Source organism: Bradyrhizobium sp. McL0616 (assembly GCF_049993385.1).
In the GTDB taxonomy this organism is placed as follows: domain Bacteria; phylum Pseudomonadota; class Alphaproteobacteria; order Rhizobiales; family Xanthobacteraceae; genus Bradyrhizobium.
In genome coordinates, this window is sequence record NZ_CP188255.1 from 6,299,341 (window position 1) to 6,315,274 (window position 15,934).

The 15,934-nt window shown below is 64.0% G+C and carries 16 protein-coding genes; 11 read left to right on the top strand and 5 right to left on the bottom strand.

The window, feature by feature from the left end:
• The first annotated feature begins 3 nt into the window (after window positions 1–3).
• Together ACPPVR_RS30445 and ACPPVR_RS30450 are read left to right on the top strand one after the other, a co-directional pair.
• A complete protein-coding gene (locus ACPPVR_RS30445) occupies window positions 4–915 on the top strand; it encodes an NAD(P)-dependent oxidoreductase (protein WP_426610241.1) in 912 nt (303 codons plus the stop codon).
• Between the two features lie 11 nt (window positions 916–926).
• Window positions 927–2,000, top strand: coding sequence for a malate/lactate/ureidoglycolate dehydrogenase (locus ACPPVR_RS30450; RefSeq protein ID WP_426610242.1), 1,074 nt, complete (start codon window positions 927–929; stop codon window positions 1,998–2,000).
• Between the two features lie 60 nt (window positions 2,001–2,060).
• On the opposite strand, the gene ACPPVR_RS30455 is transcribed toward ACPPVR_RS30450, so the two are convergent.
• Window positions 2,061–3,134 (bottom strand): tartrate dehydrogenase, encoded by a 1,074-nt coding sequence (locus tag ACPPVR_RS30455; protein ID WP_426610243.1) that lies wholly within the window; start codon window positions 3,132–3,134, stop codon window positions 2,061–2,063.
• Between the two features lie 157 nt (window positions 3,135–3,291).
• Here ACPPVR_RS30455 and ACPPVR_RS30460 point away from each other — a divergent pair, with 157 nt between their 5' ends.
• Both ACPPVR_RS30460 and ACPPVR_RS30465 read left to right on the top strand, forming a co-directional pair.
• Window positions 3,292–4,068, top strand: coding sequence for an SDR family oxidoreductase (locus ACPPVR_RS30460; protein ID WP_426610244.1), 777 nt, complete (start codon window positions 3,292–3,294; stop codon window positions 4,066–4,068).
• Between the two features lie 57 nt (window positions 4,069–4,125).
• Window positions 4,126–5,544 (top strand): amidase, encoded by a 1,419-nt coding sequence (locus ACPPVR_RS30465; protein WP_426610245.1) that lies wholly within the window; start codon window positions 4,126–4,128, stop codon window positions 5,542–5,544.
• Window positions 5,545–5,596: 52 nt separating this feature from the next.
• Here ACPPVR_RS30465 and ACPPVR_RS30470 read toward each other — a convergent pair whose 3' ends face one another.
• The 3 genes from ACPPVR_RS30470 to ACPPVR_RS30480 form a co-directional block, all read right to left on the bottom strand.
• Window positions 5,597–5,809: a hypothetical protein gene (locus ACPPVR_RS30470; protein WP_426610246.1), complete on the bottom strand. Its 213-nt coding sequence runs from the start codon at window positions 5,807–5,809 to the stop codon at window positions 5,597–5,599.
• A 121-nt stretch (window positions 5,810–5,930) separates the two neighbouring features.
• Window positions 5,931–7,040: an amino acid ABC transporter permease gene (locus tag ACPPVR_RS30475; protein ID WP_426610247.1), complete on the bottom strand. Its 1,110-nt coding sequence runs from the start codon at window positions 7,038–7,040 to the stop codon at window positions 5,931–5,933.
• Between the two features lie 2 nt (window positions 7,041–7,042).
• On the bottom strand, window positions 7,043–8,230 hold the full coding sequence (locus tag ACPPVR_RS30480; protein WP_426610248.1) for an amino acid ABC transporter permease: 1,188 nt from the start codon (window positions 8,228–8,230) through the stop codon (window positions 7,043–7,045).
• Between the two features lie 87 nt (window positions 8,231–8,317).
• On the opposite strand from ACPPVR_RS30480, the gene ACPPVR_RS30485 reads away from it, so the two are divergent.
• The 4 genes from ACPPVR_RS30485 (at window position 8,318) to ACPPVR_RS30500 (ending at window position 12,286) form a co-directional block, all read left to right on the top strand.
• Window positions 8,318–9,190, top strand: a complete 873-nt coding sequence (locus tag ACPPVR_RS30485) for a MurR/RpiR family transcriptional regulator (protein ID WP_426610249.1) — start codon at window positions 8,318–8,320, stop codon at window positions 9,188–9,190.
• 3 nt (window positions 9,191–9,193) lie between these two features.
• On the top strand, window positions 9,194–10,543 hold the full coding sequence (locus ACPPVR_RS30490; RefSeq protein ID WP_426610250.1) for an aspartate aminotransferase family protein: 1,350 nt from the start codon (window positions 9,194–9,196) through the stop codon (window positions 10,541–10,543).
• A gap of 12 nt (window positions 10,544–10,555) precedes the next feature.
• The gene (locus ACPPVR_RS30495; RefSeq protein ID WP_426610251.1) at window positions 10,556–11,569 is read left to right on the top strand and encodes an amino acid ABC transporter substrate-binding protein; all 1,014 of its coding nucleotides are present in this window, start codon (window positions 10,556–10,558) and stop codon (window positions 11,567–11,569) included.
• Between the two features lie 78 nt (window positions 11,570–11,647).
• A complete protein-coding gene (locus tag ACPPVR_RS30500; RefSeq protein WP_426610252.1) occupies window positions 11,648–12,286 on the top strand; it encodes an aspartate/glutamate racemase family protein in 639 nt (212 codons plus the stop codon).
• Here the strand turns inward: ACPPVR_RS30500 and ACPPVR_RS30505 are convergent.
• The gene (locus ACPPVR_RS30505) at window positions 12,283–12,930 is read right to left on the bottom strand and encodes a TetR/AcrR family transcriptional regulator (RefSeq protein WP_426610253.1); all 648 of its coding nucleotides are present in this window, start codon (window positions 12,928–12,930) and stop codon (window positions 12,283–12,285) included. The genes ACPPVR_RS30500 and ACPPVR_RS30505 overlap by 4 nt on opposite strands.
• 156 nt (window positions 12,931–13,086) lie before the next feature.
• Here ACPPVR_RS30505 and ACPPVR_RS30510 point away from each other — a divergent pair, with 156 nt between their 5' ends.
• Genes ACPPVR_RS30510 through ACPPVR_RS30520 form a run of 3 tightly spaced genes read left to right on the top strand, consistent with a single transcriptional unit; the run spans window position 13,087 to window position 15,931 of the window.
• The gene (locus ACPPVR_RS30510) at window positions 13,087–13,296 is read left to right on the top strand and encodes a ferredoxin (protein WP_045008980.1); all 210 of its coding nucleotides are present in this window, start codon (window positions 13,087–13,089) and stop codon (window positions 13,294–13,296) included.
• A gap of 58 nt (window positions 13,297–13,354) precedes the next feature.
• Entirely contained in the window at window positions 13,355–14,575 is a 1,221-nt protein-coding gene (locus ACPPVR_RS30515; protein ID WP_426610254.1) for a cytochrome P450, read from the top strand.
• Between the two features lie 33 nt (window positions 14,576–14,608).
• The gene (locus ACPPVR_RS30520) at window positions 14,609–15,931 is read left to right on the top strand and encodes an MFS transporter (RefSeq protein ID WP_426610255.1); all 1,323 of its coding nucleotides are present in this window, start codon (window positions 14,609–14,611) and stop codon (window positions 15,929–15,931) included.
• Window positions 15,932–15,934: the final 3 nt, after the last annotated feature.

Below are 15,934 nucleotides of genomic sequence, written 5' to 3' on the forward strand. Positions count from 1 at the left end.
ACTATGCGCGGAGTTTTCGTCGACGCCAATGAAGCGCTCGCCGTGATCATGGAGCGGCTGGAGACGCCCGGTGATCCCAAGGTGCAGATCCACAGGGATCCCGACATCAAGCCTGAGCAATATCCGGAAATCCTTGATGGCGCCGAGATCGCCATCGTCGATCACACCGCATTGCCGACCGAGGTTGCGAAGAAGTGCGCAGGACTCAAGCACGTGGTGTTCCTCGGCACCGGTGCGCGCAGCTATATGAATCCGGAAGAGCTTAGCGAGCTCGGAATTTCCGTGCATCTGATCAAGGGCTATGGCGACACGGCCGTGGCGGAATCCGCGATCGCGCTGATGTGGGCGTCGGCCCGCGTCATCGCGACGATGGATCGCGAGATGCGCGCCGGCAACTGGCTGCGCGAGGACGGCATGCAGCTCACCGGCAAGACGCTCGGTCTGATCGGCTTCGGCGGCATCGCAGCAGAAGTTGCGCGCATTGCGTCGGGGAGCGGCATGAGGGTGATCGCCTGGAATAGATCGCCGAAAAGCCATCCGGGCGTCACATTCACCGATCTCGACACCGTGCTGGCGACGAGCGACGTGGTGTCGCTGCACCTGCTGCTCAACGACGAGACGCGCGGCATGATTACGCGCGAGAAGATCGCCAAGATGAAGCCCGGCGTCATCCTCATCAACACCGCCCGCGCCGCCGTCGTCGACGAGACCGCGATGATCGACGCGCTGAAGTCCGGCCATATCCGTCATGCCGGTCTCGACGTCTTCAACATCGAGCCCCTGCCCGGCGATCATCCGCTGACCAGGCTGCCCAACGTGACGCTGTCGGCGCATTCCGCCTTCCGCACGCCGGAAGCCAGCGAGAACCTGATTGAAGCGGCGTGGGAGCACTGCCGCAGAATTGTGAAAGGATAAGAGCAGCAACAATGGCCGACTATCGCAACATCAAGGCACAGCCGCTCACCAATGTCGTCCGCGCCATCGTAAAGGCCGGCGGCTCCACGGACCGCGAGGCCGAGCTCGTATCCACCAACCTCGTCGAGGCCAATCTCAAGGGACACGACTCGCACGGCGTCGGCATGATCCCGCGCTATGTGGAGAGTGTCACCACGGGCGGCCTCGCCGTGAACCAGCACGTCAAGATCGTGCTCGACACCGGTCCGCTTCTCACCCTCGACGGCCTCACCGGCTATGGCCAGGTGATCGGCCATGAAGCGATGGAGCTGGCTGCCGAGCGCGCCAAGCGTAGCGGCGTCTGCGTCGTCGGCCTTTCGAATTCGCATCACATCGGCCGCATCGGCCACTGGGCCGAGCAGTGCATCGACCACGGGCTGGTGTCGATCCACTTCGTCAACGTGCTTTCGCGCCCGATCGTGGCGCCCTGGGGCGGCAGCGACGCGCGCCATGGCACCAATCCGTTCTGCGTCGGCATCCCCCGCGCCGGCAAGGAGCCGATCGTGCTCGACTTCGCCACCAGCAAGATCGCGCAGGGCAAGACACGTGTCGCCCACAACAAGGGTGTCGAGCTCGAGCCCGGCACCATCATCGATAATGAAGGCAAGCCCACCGTCAATCCGCGCTACACTGTGATCCCGCCGCACGGCGCCATCCTGCCGTTTGGCGAGCACAAGGGTTCGGGGCTCGCGCTGGTCTGCGAAATCCTCGGCGGCGCGCTCTCCGGAGGTCAGGTGGTCAAGGGCCCATCCGACGGCAAGCACAACGTCCTCAACGGCATGTTCTCGATCATCATCGACCCGAGCAAGCTCGGCACCGGCGAGAATCTGGCGCGCGAAGTCGAGAGCTTCGTCGCATGGCACACCGGCTCGCCGCCCGCTCCTGGCGTCGACAAGGTCAAGATCGCAGGCGAGCCCGAGCGCGAGACCAAGAAGAAGCGCCTGGCCGAAGGCATCCCGGTCGATCCGACCACTTGGCGGGATATTTTGGAAGCTGGAAAGCGGTTCGGGCTGGATCAGGCGGCGGTTGAGAAGATCGCGGGCTAACTGCCGGCAATGTAGCAACTGCGCACGGGGGCAAAGACGCCCCCGTGGCTAGCGTGTTGCCTAATCCACCATGTCCGCGACCGCTTTACCACACGCCGTCGTATCAGCATTGCCGCCGAGATCCTTGGTGCGGAGCGTGCGCTCTGCCAGCGTGCGCTCGATCGCATCGACGATCGATCGGCCTGCTTCCTTCTCGCCGAGATGCTCGAACATCATCGCGCCTGACCAGATCGCGCCGATCGGGTTGGCGATGCCCTGTCCGGCGATATCGGGTGCCGAGCCGTGCACGGGTTCAAACACCGACGGGAAATTGCCTTCAGGGTTGATGTTGCCGGACGGCGCGATGCCGATGGTGCCGGTGCAGGCGGGGCCGAGATCCGAGAGGATGTCGCCGAACAGATTCGAGCCGACCACGACGTCGAACCAGTCCGGATGCAGCACGAAGTTCGCGGTCAGAATGTCGATGTGGTACTTGTCCCACTTCACGCCTGGAAACTTCTTGGCCATCGCCTCCACGCGCTCGTCCCAATAGGGCATGGTGATGGAGATACCGTTGGACTTGGTCGCCGAGGTCAAGTGCTTCTTCGGCCTCGACTGCGCAAGCTCGAAGGCGAATTTCAGGATACGGTCGACACCCACGCGGGTCATCACGGTCTGCTGCGTGACGAACTCGCGATCGGTGTCGGGGAACATGCGGCCGCCGACCGAGGAATATTCACCTTCGGTGTTCTCGCGCACCACCCAGAAATCGATGTCACCGGGCTTGCGGCCAGCCAGCGGCGACGGCACGCCGGGCATCAGGCGCACTGGGCGCAAATTCACGTACTGGTCGAACTCGCGGCGAAACTTGATTAGCGAGCCCCACAGCGAGACGTGATCCGGGATTTTTGCCGGCCAGCCGACCGCGCCGAAGTAGATCGCATCGTGCTTGCCGATCTTCTCCTTCCAGTCATCCGGCATCATCTGGCCGTGCTTCTCGTAATAGTCCCAGGACGAGAAGTCGAAATGATCGAAATGCAGGGACACGCCGTGCTTCTTCGCGGCCGCCTCCAAAACGCGCAGGCCTTCCGGTATCACTTCCTTGCCAATGCCATCGCCGGGAATGACTGCGATCCGGTATTGTTTCTTGCTCATCGAGAACGTCCCTGGTTGGTCCGGCAGCCGCCGCCTTTTTTGACCGCACTGCAATGGACCAAAGTCGTGGGCAGTGCAACGCTGCACTGCAATGTTGACCGTGGCGCGGCCGACCGCCTACTGATTTCATCGTGTTCCTATTCTGTGAGTACCCCCCATGGATCTGCATCTGCGAGGCAAGCGCGTCCTGATCACCGGCGCGTCCAAAGGCATTGGCGCAGCCGCCGCCGAGGCGTTTGCCGAGGAAGGCGCTCATCTCCTGCTCGCTGCCCGCAATGGCGAGCAGCTCAAGGCGCTGGCCGATCGGTTGCGGTCCGCGCACCAGATCGATGCTGCGACGAGCGTCGTCGACTTGCGCAAGGCCGAGGATTTGGCGCGGCTGGCCAAGGAAGCCGCCGACATCGACATCCTCGTCAACAATGCCGGCGACATCCCAGGCGGCTCGATCGACAAGATCGACGAGGCGACCTGGCGGCACGCATGGGAATTGAAAGTGTTCGGCTACATCAACCTCACGCGGCAGATCTACGCGCAGATGAAAGCCAAGGGCGGCGGCGTGATCGTCAACGACATCGGCGCGGCCGGCGAGAAGTTCGACGCCAATTACATCTGCGGCAGCGCCGGCAATGCCGCGCTGATGGCCTTTACCCGCGCACTCGGGGGCAAGAGCCTCGCCGACAACATCCGCGTCGTCGGCATCAATCCCGGCCCGGTCGGCACTGACCGCCATGTCACCCTGCTCAAGACGCGGGCGAAACACCAGTTCGGTGACGAGAGCCGCTACAAGGAATTCCAGAAGAGCCTCCCGCTCGGCAGGCCTGCGCATGCGCGCGAGATCGGCGACCTCATGGCGTTCCTCGCATCGGACCGCGCTGGCTATACCTCGGGCGTGATCTACACGGTCGATGGCGGCATCAGCGCTGGTTGGGGTTAAGTTTCATACGTCATTGTGAGCGCAGCGAAGCCTTTTGAAAGAGTAGGAGTAAAATAGTTGTCTCAAGACCTGATCCGCGAAACCGCATGCGCTGTCGTCGACAAATTGCGGTCCGGCGACGTCTCGCTGCTCGAGCTTCTGGATGTGGTGGAGAAGCGGATCAGTGAGGTCGACGGCAAGGTCAACGCGCTGCCGACGCTGTGCTTCGATCGCGCGCGGGATAGTGCCAAGGCGCTGATGCAGAAGCCAGCCGGCGCACGCGGGCTGCTCGCGGGCCTGCCGGTGCCGATCAAGGATCTGACCGACGTTGCGGGCGTGCTGACCACGCAGGGCTCGCCGATCTTCAAGGACAATATTCCAGCGAAGTCTGACATCGTGGTGGAGAACCTCGAGGCCAACGGAGCCGTCGTCTACGCCAAGTCCAACACGCCGGAATTCGGTGCCGGCGCCAACACCTTCAACGAGGTCTTTGGCGCGACGCTCAATCCCTGGGATACATCCAAGTCAGCCGCAGGCTCCTCCGGTGGCGCTGCGGTCGCTTTGGCCACCGGCATGGCCTGGCTCGCGCAGGGCTCAGACATGGGCGGAAGCCTGCGCAGCCCGGCGGCCTTCTGCGGCATCGCCGGCATGCGGCCGAGCATCGGCCGCGTCGCGCATACGCCGAAAGCGGGCATCGACCGCAATCTCGGCGTTCTGGGCCCGATGGCCCGTAATGTCGAGGATCTCGCGCTGCTGTTAGATGCCATGAGCGGCGACTACGCGGACGATCCGCTGTCGCTGCCGGCACCCGCGACCTCATTCCTGTCGGCGGCGCGTTCGGCCAGGAAGCCAAAGCGCATCGCCTATTCGCCCGACCTCGGCATCACGCCGGTTGATCCCGAGGTGAAAGCGATCACACGCAAGGCGGCGGAGCGCTTTGCCGAAGCCGGCGCGATCGTCGAGGAGGCGCATCCGGATTGGCGCGAGGCGCACGAATGCTTCCACGTGCTGCGCGCCTTCGATTTTGCGATCAGCAAGGCCAATCTGCTGCGCACCAAGCGCGACCTGCTCAAGCCCGAAGTGATCTGGAATATCGAGGAAGGCCTCAAGCTCACGGTCGAAAAACTCGAACACGCCGAGGCGCAGCGCGTCGGCATGACCGCGCGCGCGATCGAGTTCTTCAAGACTTACGATCTGCTGCTGGTGCCGACGACGATCGTGCCGCCCTTTCCGATCGAGCACCGCTATGTCGCCGAATGCGCCGGCAAACGCTTCGACAATTACGTCGAATGGCTCGGCATCGTCTACGCCATCACGCTCGCCTGCTGCCCGGCGCTGTCGCTACCCTGCGGCTTCACGGCCTCAGGCTTGCCCGTCGGCGTGCAGCTGGTCGGCGCGCCGCGCGCCGACTCACAGGTGATCGCGGGTGCGAAGGTGCTCGAGGACATTTTGGGCCTGCGCGGCACCACGCCGATCGAGCCCAAAGTGAAGGCCTGATTCGAGCCGCGCCGGCGGGGGCTTGGCTGCCCCCGCCGGTGCCGGTGAGATCCTAGTCGTTCGCTTTCGGCCCACCGTGATACTGATGCGCATCGTGTCCGGCCTCATCCGTCGGAGCGGCGAAGGCGAAGGAGCCTGGATGCGTCTCCGACATCTGCATGGCGGCGGCTGAAGCTGCGCGCGAGTGATTCAGTGCCTCGTGGGCGGAGGCGACGGAGCAAAGCGCGACCAGCATGGCCGACGCTGCGAGAACTGACTTCATCATGATGTGACGTGCCTCTTGTGAGTGCCACCAGCAAATAAGAGGTGTATCTCACAGCGTAGGATTCCGAGTCTGAATCCGGGCTCGCGTTATAGGCGCCGCATAAGCATTTCGTGATTGAGTGTCACCTTGAGGCTGCATGCGCCTCCAGCCCGCGGCTGTAGCGCGACATCGCAAAGCAAAACACAAAATAGATCGCGGCGACGAAGATATAGACCTCCACCGAGAATTGCTGCCAGCCCGGATCGATGATCGCCGTCTTCGCCGTCGTCAGCAGGTCGAAGATACCGATGATGAGGACGAGGCTGGTGTCCTTGAAGAAGGCAATGAACGTGTTGACCAGTGGCGGGATGACGTGGCGGATCGCCTGCGGCAGGACAATAAGACGGTGCTTGCGCCAGTAGGACAACCCGAGCGCGTCAGCCGCCTCATATTGGCCGCGCGGAACGGCCTGGAGGCCGCCGCGGATGACTTCGGCGAGGTACGCGCCCGCGAACAGGATGATCGCGATCTGCGCGCGCAGCAGCTTGTCGATGTTGAAGCCGCTGGGCATGAACAGCGGAAACATCACGCTTGCCATGAACAGCAGGCTCACCAGCGGCACGCCGCGGATCAGCTCGACATAGAGCACCGAGAGCGACCGGATCGCCGGCAACTTTGAGCGCCGGCCAAGCGCGACGAGGATGCCGAGCGGGAAGCCGAACGCCAATCCGAACGTGGCGAGGATCAGCGTCACCGGCAATCCGCCCCAACGATCCTGCGAGACGAAAGACAAGCCGAGTACGCCGCCCCACATCAGCACGCTGATCAGCGCCAGTGCGCCGATCCAGAGATAAGCCAGCTCGCGCCGCCAGAAGGCGCGGCGGCTGGAGAGATAGAACAGCGCGATGAACAGCAGAACCGACAGCGCCGGCCGCCACTGCTCGTCGAACGGATAGGTGCCGAACAGAATGAAGCGGTACTTTTCGGGGATGATCGCCCAGCAGGCACCGAGACCGCGCACCGCTTTGCAGGCACTGGAGTCATTTGCCGGTGTCAGCCAGACGGCATTCGCAACGCCCCATTGCACGAAGCCGGCGACGCCCTTCCCAAGGATCGCCAGCAGCACGACCGTGATGATGCCGTTCGGGATCGACGAGAAAAGGTTGGCGCGAAGCCAGCGCAGCACCGGATTGCCTATTTGCGGACGGCGGGCGGCGCGCGGGGCTTCCGGAACATCGGTGATCGCCGTCATGCTTAGCGCTCCACCAGCGCGATGCGCGCATTGTACCAGTTCATGAAGAAGCTGATGCCGAGGCTGATGGTGAGGAACACCGCCATGATCAGCGCGATCGCTTCGATCGCCTGCCCGGTCTGGTTCAGCGTGGTGTTGGCGATCGAGACCACGTCCTGGTAGCCGATCGCCACCGCGAGCGAGGAGTTCTTGGTCAGATTGAGATACTGGCTCGTCATCGGCGGCACGATCACGCGCAGCGCCTGTGGCAGGATGATCTGCCGCAGCATGAAGCTGCGACGCAGGCCGAGCGCGTTGGCGGCATCCCACTGCCCGCGCGGCACTGACTGGATGCCGCTACGCACGATCTCCGCGATAAAGGCCGAGGTGTAGGTCACGAGCGCGATCAGCAACGCGAAATACTCAGGCGAGAGCGTCAGCCCGCCGATGAAATTGAAGCCGCGCAGCTCGGGCCATTCAATGGTCCAGGACACACCGAGCAACAGCGAAACTGCAGTCGGCACCACGGCAATCAGACCAAGCCCAAAGGGCCACGCCGACCGCGGCCTGCCATCACGCATTTGCTGCGCGATCAGCCATCGCTCAATGACATAGAACACAGCTAGGCCCAGTACGGCCGCGCCGATCACACAAAGCTGCAGCGGTCCGATGGGGATCGCCGGCAGGATCAGACCGCGATTGGAGAGAAAGACGCCCTCGACCGGCCGCCACGCCGCCCGCGCGGCCGGAAGCGCCTGCATCAGCACGTACCAGAACAGGAGCTGGAGCAGCAGCGGGATATCGCGCAGCACTTCGACATAAACGGCCGCGAACCGCGACAGCAGCCAGTTGGCCGACAGCCGCGAGATCCCGATCAGCGTGCCCAGAATGGTCGCAAGCACGATGCCGATGACGGCGACGCGCAAGGTGTTGGCAACGCCGACGACGAAGGCCCAGAGGTAAATGTCTTTCGGACTGTACAAGAGAAGACTGTCGGCGATTGGCATCCCGGCCTCGCGGCCGAGAAAGGCAAAGCCGGTGGTGATGCGGCGGGCCGAGAGGTTGGTGACGGTATTGGACCAGAGGAAGACGATCACCGCGAGTGCGATCCCGACCACCAGCACCTGCCAGAACAGGCCTTTCAGCTCGCCGTGTCCGAACGCGGCAAGGAGGCGACGGCGCGGCGGCGGCCTCGGATCATCTGATGTCACAGCGCAAAAATCCTTCTCAAGAACAACGATTTCCGGCGGCGCACGTCAACTGTTGCACCAATCGATAAATCGTGCAACAAATGTTTCATGGTCGAGCCTGCGAAATCCTCGCCGCTGAGCGAACTGCGCATTGCGTTGCCATCGCTTCCGATGCGGTTGCAGGAGGTCGGACGTTTCGTCGCGGCCAATGATTACGACGCCACCACCCGCTCGATGCGCGATCTCGCGGCGGAAGCCGGCGCCGATCCCGCCGCGTTCACGCGGCTTGCCAAGGCGATCGGCTATTCCGGCTGGGACGAATTGCGCGCGGCGCTGACCGAGGCGCGGCGACCGTCGCAGACCTCGCCCTTCTCCGTCCGCGCCAAGAGCCGCCGCCACGGGCCGAATGCCGATGTCGCGCTCATCACCGACAAGCTCGCGGCCGAGGCCGCGGGCCTCCCGCGCATCTCCGCACATGCGATCGCGGACGCCGCCCGCGCGCTGCACGGCGCCAAGCGGATCTGGATCACCGGTTATCGCAGCTGCCGCAGCGTCGCGGAATTGCTGAACTACGAGCTGCGGCTGTTCCGTCCCGAACAGGTGCAGATCGTCGGCACGTCCGGCCCGGACGATCTCGACCTTGGCGCGTTCCGCCCCGGTGAGGCCGTCATCGTCATCGGCTTCATGCCTTATACCAACGCCAGCGTCCGCGTCGCGCAGGCCGCCTATCGCGCTGGCGCAACACTGATCGCGATTGCGGATAGCGTGACCGCGCCGATGGCCGAGGGCGCCGACCACGTGCTGCTGTTCGAAGCGGCCTCCTCGCCCGGCTTCTTTCCGAGTCTCACCGGCGCGCTCGCGATTGCGCAGTCGCTAGCCGCCGTGACGTTCTCGCTCGGCGGCGCGGCCGCGAAAAAGCGGCTGCAGGATACCGAGGCGCGGCTTGCCGCCGCCTCGACCTATGTCTCAGAGAAAGGTTGACCCATGAGCACTCGCACAAGCCGCGTGCTGCATCGTTCGTTGCGCGAAACGCCGCCCAAAGCGATCGGCGGCGAAGGCGTCTATCTCTTTGCCGAGGACGGACGACGCGTGATCGACGCCTCCGGCGGCGCGGCGGTCTCCTGCCTCGGCCACCAGCATCCGCGTGTGATCGCGGCGATGGCGAAGCAGGCCTCGACGTTGGCCTACGCCCACACCGCGTTCTTTTCCTCCGAGCCGGCTGAGGCACTGGCCGAGGCGCTGGTCGGGCACGATCCCGGCGGTCTGGCCTACGCTTATTTCGTCAGCGGCGGATCGGAAGCGATCGAAGCCAGCATCAAGCTCGCGCGGCAATATTTCATCGAGCGCGGCGAGCCGCAGCGGCAGCACTTCATCGCGCGGCGGCAAAGCTATCACGGCAACACGCTCGGTGCGCTGGCCGCCGGCGGCAATGCCTGGCGGCGCGCACCCTACGCGCCACTGCTGTCGGACGCCTTCAGTCATGTCACGCCGGCCTTTGCGTATCACGAGAAGCACGACGGCGAATCGGACGCGCAGTTCGTGGCGCGGCTCGCGGCCGAGCTCGAAGCCGAGTTCCAGCGGCTTGGCCCGAACACGATCGCGGCGTTCCTTGCTGAGCCCGTCGTCGGCGCGACCGCCGGCGCCGTGACTGCGCCGGACGGCTACTTCAAGGCGGTGCGCGAGATTTGCGACCGACACGGAGCGCTGCTCATCCTCGACGAGGTCATGTGCGGCATGGGCCGCACCGGCACCACGCATGCCTGGCAGCAGGAAGGCATTGCCCCAGATATCCAGGCGATCGCAAAGGGTCTTGGCGGCGGCTACCAGCCGATCGGCGCCATGCTTGCGAGCAGCAAGATCATCGACACGATCCGCGCCGGGTCTGGCGCGTTCCAGCATGGCCACACTTACCTCGCACATCCCCTCGCCTGCGCGGCCGCGCTCGCTGTGCAGGATGTGATCCGCGACGACAGCCTGCTCGACCGCGTCAAGGAGCGCGGGCGGCAGCTCGAGCAACGGCTCACCGAGCGTTTTGGCAATCACCGCCATGTCGGCGACATCAGGGGCCGCGGCCTGTTCTGGGCGATCGAGCTCGTCGCCGATCGCGCCAGCCGCACCTCGTTCGATCCGGCGCTCAAGCTGAACCAGAAGATCAAGTCCGAGGCTTTCGCCAACGGGCTCGGCTGCTATCCCGGCGGTGGCACCGTGGACGGCGTCCGCGGCGACCACGTCCTGCTGGCGCCGCCCTATATTGCTTCGGCTGACGAGATCGACCTGATCGTCGATAAGCTCGGCACAGCCGTTGACAGCGTGTTGCGTAGTGTCAATCACTGAGGGGAGAGTAGCATGATGAGGAAAGTGGCTATTGCAGCGGGCGTGCTCGCAGCATCGACGGTTGTTGCGTCGGCGGCGACGCTCGACACGGTGAAGAGCCGCGGCACGCTAGTGTGCGGCGTCAGCGCAGGCTTTGCCGGCTTCTCGGCGCCGGACTCGCAAGGCAATTACAAGGGCCTCGACGTCGACTATTGCCGCGCGCTCGCGGCCGGCGTGCTCGGAGACGCCAACAAGGTGCGCTACGTCTCGCTGACGGCGCAGAACCGCTTCACCGCCCTGCAATCGGGCGAGATCGACGTCCTCTACCGCAACTCGACGCAGACATACTTGCGCGGCGTGACGCTGGGCCTGCGGCAGGGCCCGATCAACTTCTACGACGGCCAGGGTTTTGTCGTGAAGAAGGACCTCGGCGTGAAGGAGCTGAAGGACCTCAAGGGCGCCACCGTCTGCGTCGCGCAGGGCACCACGCACGAAGTCACGCTCGGCGACTACGGCCGTGCCAACGGCATTGACTGGAAGCCGCTCGTGTTCGACCGCGTCGACACCATGTACCAGACCTTCTTCGGCGGCCGCTGCGATGCCATGACCCAGGACGCCTCCGCGCTTGCCGGCGCCGTGACCACCGCGGCACCGAATCCTGCCGACTACGTCGTGCTGCCGCAGACCATCAGCAAGGAGCCGCTCGGCCCCTTCACCCGCAACGGCGACGAGGTCTGGAGCGACATCATCACCTGGCTGCATTACGGCCTGATCGAGGCCGAGGAGCTCGGCGTCACGCAAGCCAATGTCGATGAGATGACGAAGTCGCAGACGCCGGCCGTGCAGCGGCTACTCGGCGCCTCTGGCGATCTCGGCTCACGGCTTGGGCTCGATAACAAATGGGTGGTCACCGCGATCAAGGCCACCGGCAATTACGGCGAGATTTTTGAGCGCAACGTCGGCAAGGCGAGCCCGCTCAAGCTCGAGCGCGGCCTCAACGGCCTCTGGAGCAAGGGCGGCTTGATGTACGCGGTGCCGTTCAAGTAAACAGTGCTTCACCTCTCCCCGCGCAAGTCCGCCGAAGCTTTAGCGAAGGCGGATGCGGGGAGAGGAGGAAAGAAAATCATGCGCATCGCCCTTATCCACGCCCTCAAGCACTCCATCGCCCCGATCGAGGCCGCCTTCGCATTCGCCTGGCCACAGGCGCGCCTGATGAACCTGCTCGACGACAGCCTGTCGGCTGATCTGGCGCGTGACGGCGTGCTCAACGACACGATGACCGAACGCTTCCTCGCACTCGGCGATTATGCGGCGGCGACGAGCGCGGACGCGATCCTGTTCACCTGCTCGGCCTTCGGCCCCTGCATCGAGGCGGTCGCAGCCGCGCATGCGCCGATGCCGGTGCTGAAGCCGAACGAGGCCATGATCGAGCAGGCAGTAACGATGGGCAAAAGGATCGGCCTGCTCTCGACCTTCCCGCCGACACTGGCTTCGATGCCACCGGAATTCCCCGCCTCCGTCCAGGTCGTGCCGAAACTTGCCGAAGGCGCGCTGGCTGCACTCGATCGCGGCGACCGCGCCACACATGATCGGCTGATTGTGGAAGCCTCGCGGAGCTTGCGCGATTGCGACGCCATCGCGCTGGCGCAGTTCAGCATCGCGGCAACGGCGCCGCTGGTTGCGGACGCTACCGGCAAGCCGGTGGTGACGACGCCGGACAGCGCAGTGCAGAAGCTGATGAAACTGCTCGCGGCGAAGACCTAAGCGCGAGCCTTTTGCTTCTGACGCGCGCCCTTGATCGCTGAAGCGAGCGCGGCCTTCGTTTCGTTCACGAAGTCCTCGACCAGCTCCTCGCGCGTGGCATGCGCGGCCTCGCCGGTGAAAAGCCCCTGCTCGGCCAGCGTCACCACGCCATGCAGCGCGGCCCAGATCTTGAGCGCGTGCCGCTCGCGCAAATAGCCGACCGCGGGTACCTCCAGCGCTTCGATCACGAGCGCAAAGGTCTCGCGCGTGGCTTCGTGCAGCTCGCTGCCCTTGGCGGCGCAGGACACCGTACGCGAGGCGAACATCAGCCGATAGATACCGTTGCGGCGCAGGCCGAAATCGAGCGTCGCCTGCGCCAGAAGCGACAGTTTCGATTGCTTCGACGGTTTTGCCATCGCCTCCCGCAGGATCACGCTGAGCTGCCGGAACGCTTCCGCTGTTACCGCCGCAAGCAAGGCTTCACGATCGGCGAAATGCCTGTACGGCGCCGGCTGCGAGACGCCGAGCTGTTTAGTCAGCGCCTTGATGCTGATCGCCTCCACTCCGCCCTGCTCGGCCTCGCGCAGTGCAGCCTTGATCAGGGCGTCGCGGAGATCGCCATGGTGGTAGGTATTGTGCGGCTTGCGGGCAAGTTGTGAACGCATGTTGCGCCGAGCCTATAAGTTTGCGCTTGACAGGGGAAGCCTGTCGCGAATGTAATAGGCTATAACTTAGAACCAGCGGCAAATGCCGCGGATAAAATTTGCCATGAGGAACGCGCGCCACCTTCGGGCCGCGCGCATACGACCGAGGAAGCCGCAATGACAGAGCGACTGAGGGTTCGCGTCGATCCCGACAAATGCCAAGGCCACGCGCGCTGCAAGGCGCTCGCGCCGGAGCTGTTCGAGCTCGACGAATACGGCAACGCCCACGAAGCCGGAGACGGCACGGTTCCGCCGGGCCTCGAAGACAAGGCCTGGCTTGCCAAGTCCAATTGTCCGGAAATAGCGATCGATGTGATCGAGGAGTAGCGCGGCCCCTACCGCTTGCGTGCCTTCAGCGAACATGAGCCCCAAGGGATTCCCTGCTATGTCCGACGTCAGCCAGCCTGCCGCCCATCCGCCTGTGACCGACTGGGTCAATGATTTCGACCACACCGATCCGCAATGGACGGACGATCCCTTCCCGATCTGGGACCAGTTGCGCGCGGCGAGCCCGGTCGTGCACACCGAACGCTTCCTCGGCTGCTACATGCCGACGACCTATGAGGCGGTACGGGAGATCGCCAACGACTCCGAGCATTTTTCGTCACGCCGCATCATCGTCCGCGATGTCCGGCCCGAAATTTCCAGGAACGCCGCACCGCCGATCACCTCCGATCCGCCCGTGCACAAGCCGGCCAAGCAATTGCTGCTTCCGCCCTTCACGCCGGATGCGATGAAGAAGCTCGAGCCTCGGATGCGCGCGATCTGCAATGAGCTGATCGACGGCTTCATCGCCGACGGCAAGGTGGACGCCGCGGCGCGCTACGGCAAATACATCCCGGTGCGCGCGATCGCCCACATGCTCGGAATTCCCGAAACTGACAGCGATCTCTTCATCAACTGGATTCACATGATCCTGGAGCTCGGCATCAAGGACGAGACGATGCTGCTCAAGGCCGTGCACGAGATGAGCGACTATTTCAGGACGCATATCGAGGAGCGTAAGAAGAAGCCAACCAACGATCTCATTTCCTATTTGATGAATGCCAAGGACAAGGAAGGCCAACCGCTGGAGGAATCGCATGTGCTGGGCTCGCTGCGCCTGCTCCTGATTGCCGGCATCGACACCACCTGGAGCGCGATCGGCGCCTCGCTCTGGCATCTCGCCCGGACGCCGGCCGATCGCGAGCGCCTGATCGCCGAGCCGGCGTTGATCCCGACTGCCGTGGAGGAGCTGCTGCGCGCCTACTCACCGGTGACGATGGCGCGCGAGGTGGTCAAGGAGACCACGATCTCGGGCTGCCCGGTCAAGGCGGGCAACATGGTGCTGCTGTCGTTCCCGGCCGCAAACCGCGACCCAAAGATGTTTCCGGACGCCGACAAGGTCGTGATCGACCGGCGGGAGAACCGGCATGCCGCCTTCGGGCTCGGTATCCATCGCTGCGTCGGTTCCAACCTGGCCCGGATGGAGATGCAGGTCGCGCTGGAGGAATGGCTGAAACGGATTCCGGACTTCCGGCTCGACCCGGCAGGCACCGTGACATGGTCACAAGGCACGGTCCGGGGACCCCGCCAGTTGCCATTTCTGCTTGGAAAGGCGATGTAGGCACCCAGATATCAAATTCCTGGGGAGCCGGACGTGACAGTGCAAGCAATTAACTCGGCCTCCGAGCGTTTTGACGTCGCCGATGCCGAGCGGCGGATCAAGGCGATCTTCATCGGCTCGATCGGCAATCTCGTCGAATGGTACGACTTTTACGCCTATACGGCGTTTGCGCTGTACTTCGCCCCTGCCTTCTTCCCCGGCAGCGACCCCGTGGTCCAGCAATTGAACGTCGCCGTGGTGTTCGCGGCGACCTTCCTGATGCGCCCGCTGGGCGGATGGTTGTTCGGCTATATCGCCGATCATTACGGCCGACGCATCTCGCTGACGCTGTCGGTCGTCTTCATGTGCTTCGGCTCGCTGATTATCGCGCTGACGCCGACCTATGCCACGATCGGCTTCGCGGCGCCGGTGATTCTGGCGCTCGCCCGCGTCATCGAGGGCCTGAGCCTCGGCGGTGAATATGGCGCCAGCGCCACTTACCTCAGCGAAGTCGCCGCCCCCAAGCATCGCGGCTTCTATTCGAGCTTCCAGTACGTCACCCTGATCGGTGGCCAGCTCACCGCGATCATCGTGCTGCTGCTTCTGCAAAAGGTCTTCCTGACACCCGAGGAGCTGAGGGCCTGGGGCTGGCGCATCCCGTTCGCGATCGGCGCGGCGCTCGCGATCTTCGCCGCGGTGATGCGGCGCAACCTGCAAGAGACCGAAGCCTTCGAGGAAGCCAAGAAGATCGTGCAGCCGACCGGCTCGATCACGAACTTGCTGAAATATCCGCGCGAGCTGCTGCTGGTGGTCGGCCTGACCGCGGGCGGCACCGCGGCATTCTACACCTTCACCACCTACATGCAGACGTTTGTAAAACTCTCGGTCGGGCTGACCGAGGACCAGACCACTTTCGTGATCTTCGGCACGCTGATCTTCGCGACCATCCTGCAACCAATCTATGGCGCGATCTCCGACAAGATCGGGCGCAAGCCGCTGCTGATCTTCTTCGGCGTCGCCGGTACGCTCGCGACCGTGCCGCTCCTGATGACGCTGAAGGAGACCAAGTCGCCCTTCATGGCGTTCATCCTGATCTGCTGCGCCTGGCTGTTCGTCGCCGGCTACACCTCGATCAACGCGGTGGTGAAGGCCGAGCTGTTCCCGACCAATGTCCGCGCGCTCGGTGTCGGCCTGCCCTACGCAATCACGGTCTCGATCTTCGGCGGCACCGCGCCGGCAATCGCGCTCTATTTCAAGAGTATCGGGCATGAGGAATGGTTCTACTTCTACCTCAGCGGCGTGATCTGCTTGTCGCTGATCATCTATACCACGATGCGCGATACCAAGCATGCCTCCGCGATGCATCGCCACGAGTAGCCG

Excerpts from the sequence above, each read along its gene's own strand:
- ACPPVR_RS30445 (WP_426610241.1), top strand. The coding sequence starts at position 4 with ATGCGCGGAGTTTTCGTCGACGCCAATGAAGCGCTCGCCGTGATCATG.
- ACPPVR_RS30450 (WP_426610242.1), top strand. The coding sequence starts at position 927 with ATGGCCGACTATCGCAACATCAAGGCACAGCCGCTCACCAATGTCGTC.
- ACPPVR_RS30455 (WP_426610243.1), bottom strand. The coding sequence starts at position 3,134 with ATGAGCAAGAAACAATACCGGATCGCAGTCATTCCCGGCGATGGCATT.
- ACPPVR_RS30460 (WP_426610244.1), top strand. The coding sequence starts at position 3,292 with ATGGATCTGCATCTGCGAGGCAAGCGCGTCCTGATCACCGGCGCGTCC.
- ACPPVR_RS30470 (WP_426610246.1), bottom strand. The coding sequence starts at position 5,809 with ATGATGAAGTCAGTTCTCGCAGCGTCGGCCATGCTGGTCGCGCTTTGC.
- ACPPVR_RS30475 (WP_426610247.1), bottom strand. The coding sequence starts at position 7,040 with ATGACGGCGATCACCGATGTTCCGGAAGCCCCGCGCGCCGCCCGCCGT.
- ACPPVR_RS30485 (WP_426610249.1), top strand. The coding sequence starts at position 8,318 with ATGGTCGAGCCTGCGAAATCCTCGCCGCTGAGCGAACTGCGCATTGCG.
- ACPPVR_RS30490 (WP_426610250.1), top strand. The coding sequence starts at position 9,194 with ATGAGCACTCGCACAAGCCGCGTGCTGCATCGTTCGTTGCGCGAAACG.
- ACPPVR_RS30495 (WP_426610251.1), top strand. The coding sequence starts at position 10,556 with ATGATGAGGAAAGTGGCTATTGCAGCGGGCGTGCTCGCAGCATCGACG.
- ACPPVR_RS30500 (WP_426610252.1), top strand. The coding sequence starts at position 11,648 with ATGCGCATCGCCCTTATCCACGCCCTCAAGCACTCCATCGCCCCGATC.
- ACPPVR_RS30505 (WP_426610253.1), bottom strand. The coding sequence starts at position 12,930 with ATGCGTTCACAACTTGCCCGCAAGCCGCACAATACCTACCACCATGGC.
- ACPPVR_RS30510 (WP_045008980.1), top strand. The coding sequence starts at position 13,087 with ATGACAGAGCGACTGAGGGTTCGCGTCGATCCCGACAAATGCCAAGGC.
- ACPPVR_RS30515 (WP_426610254.1), top strand. The coding sequence starts at position 13,355 with ATGTCCGACGTCAGCCAGCCTGCCGCCCATCCGCCTGTGACCGACTGG.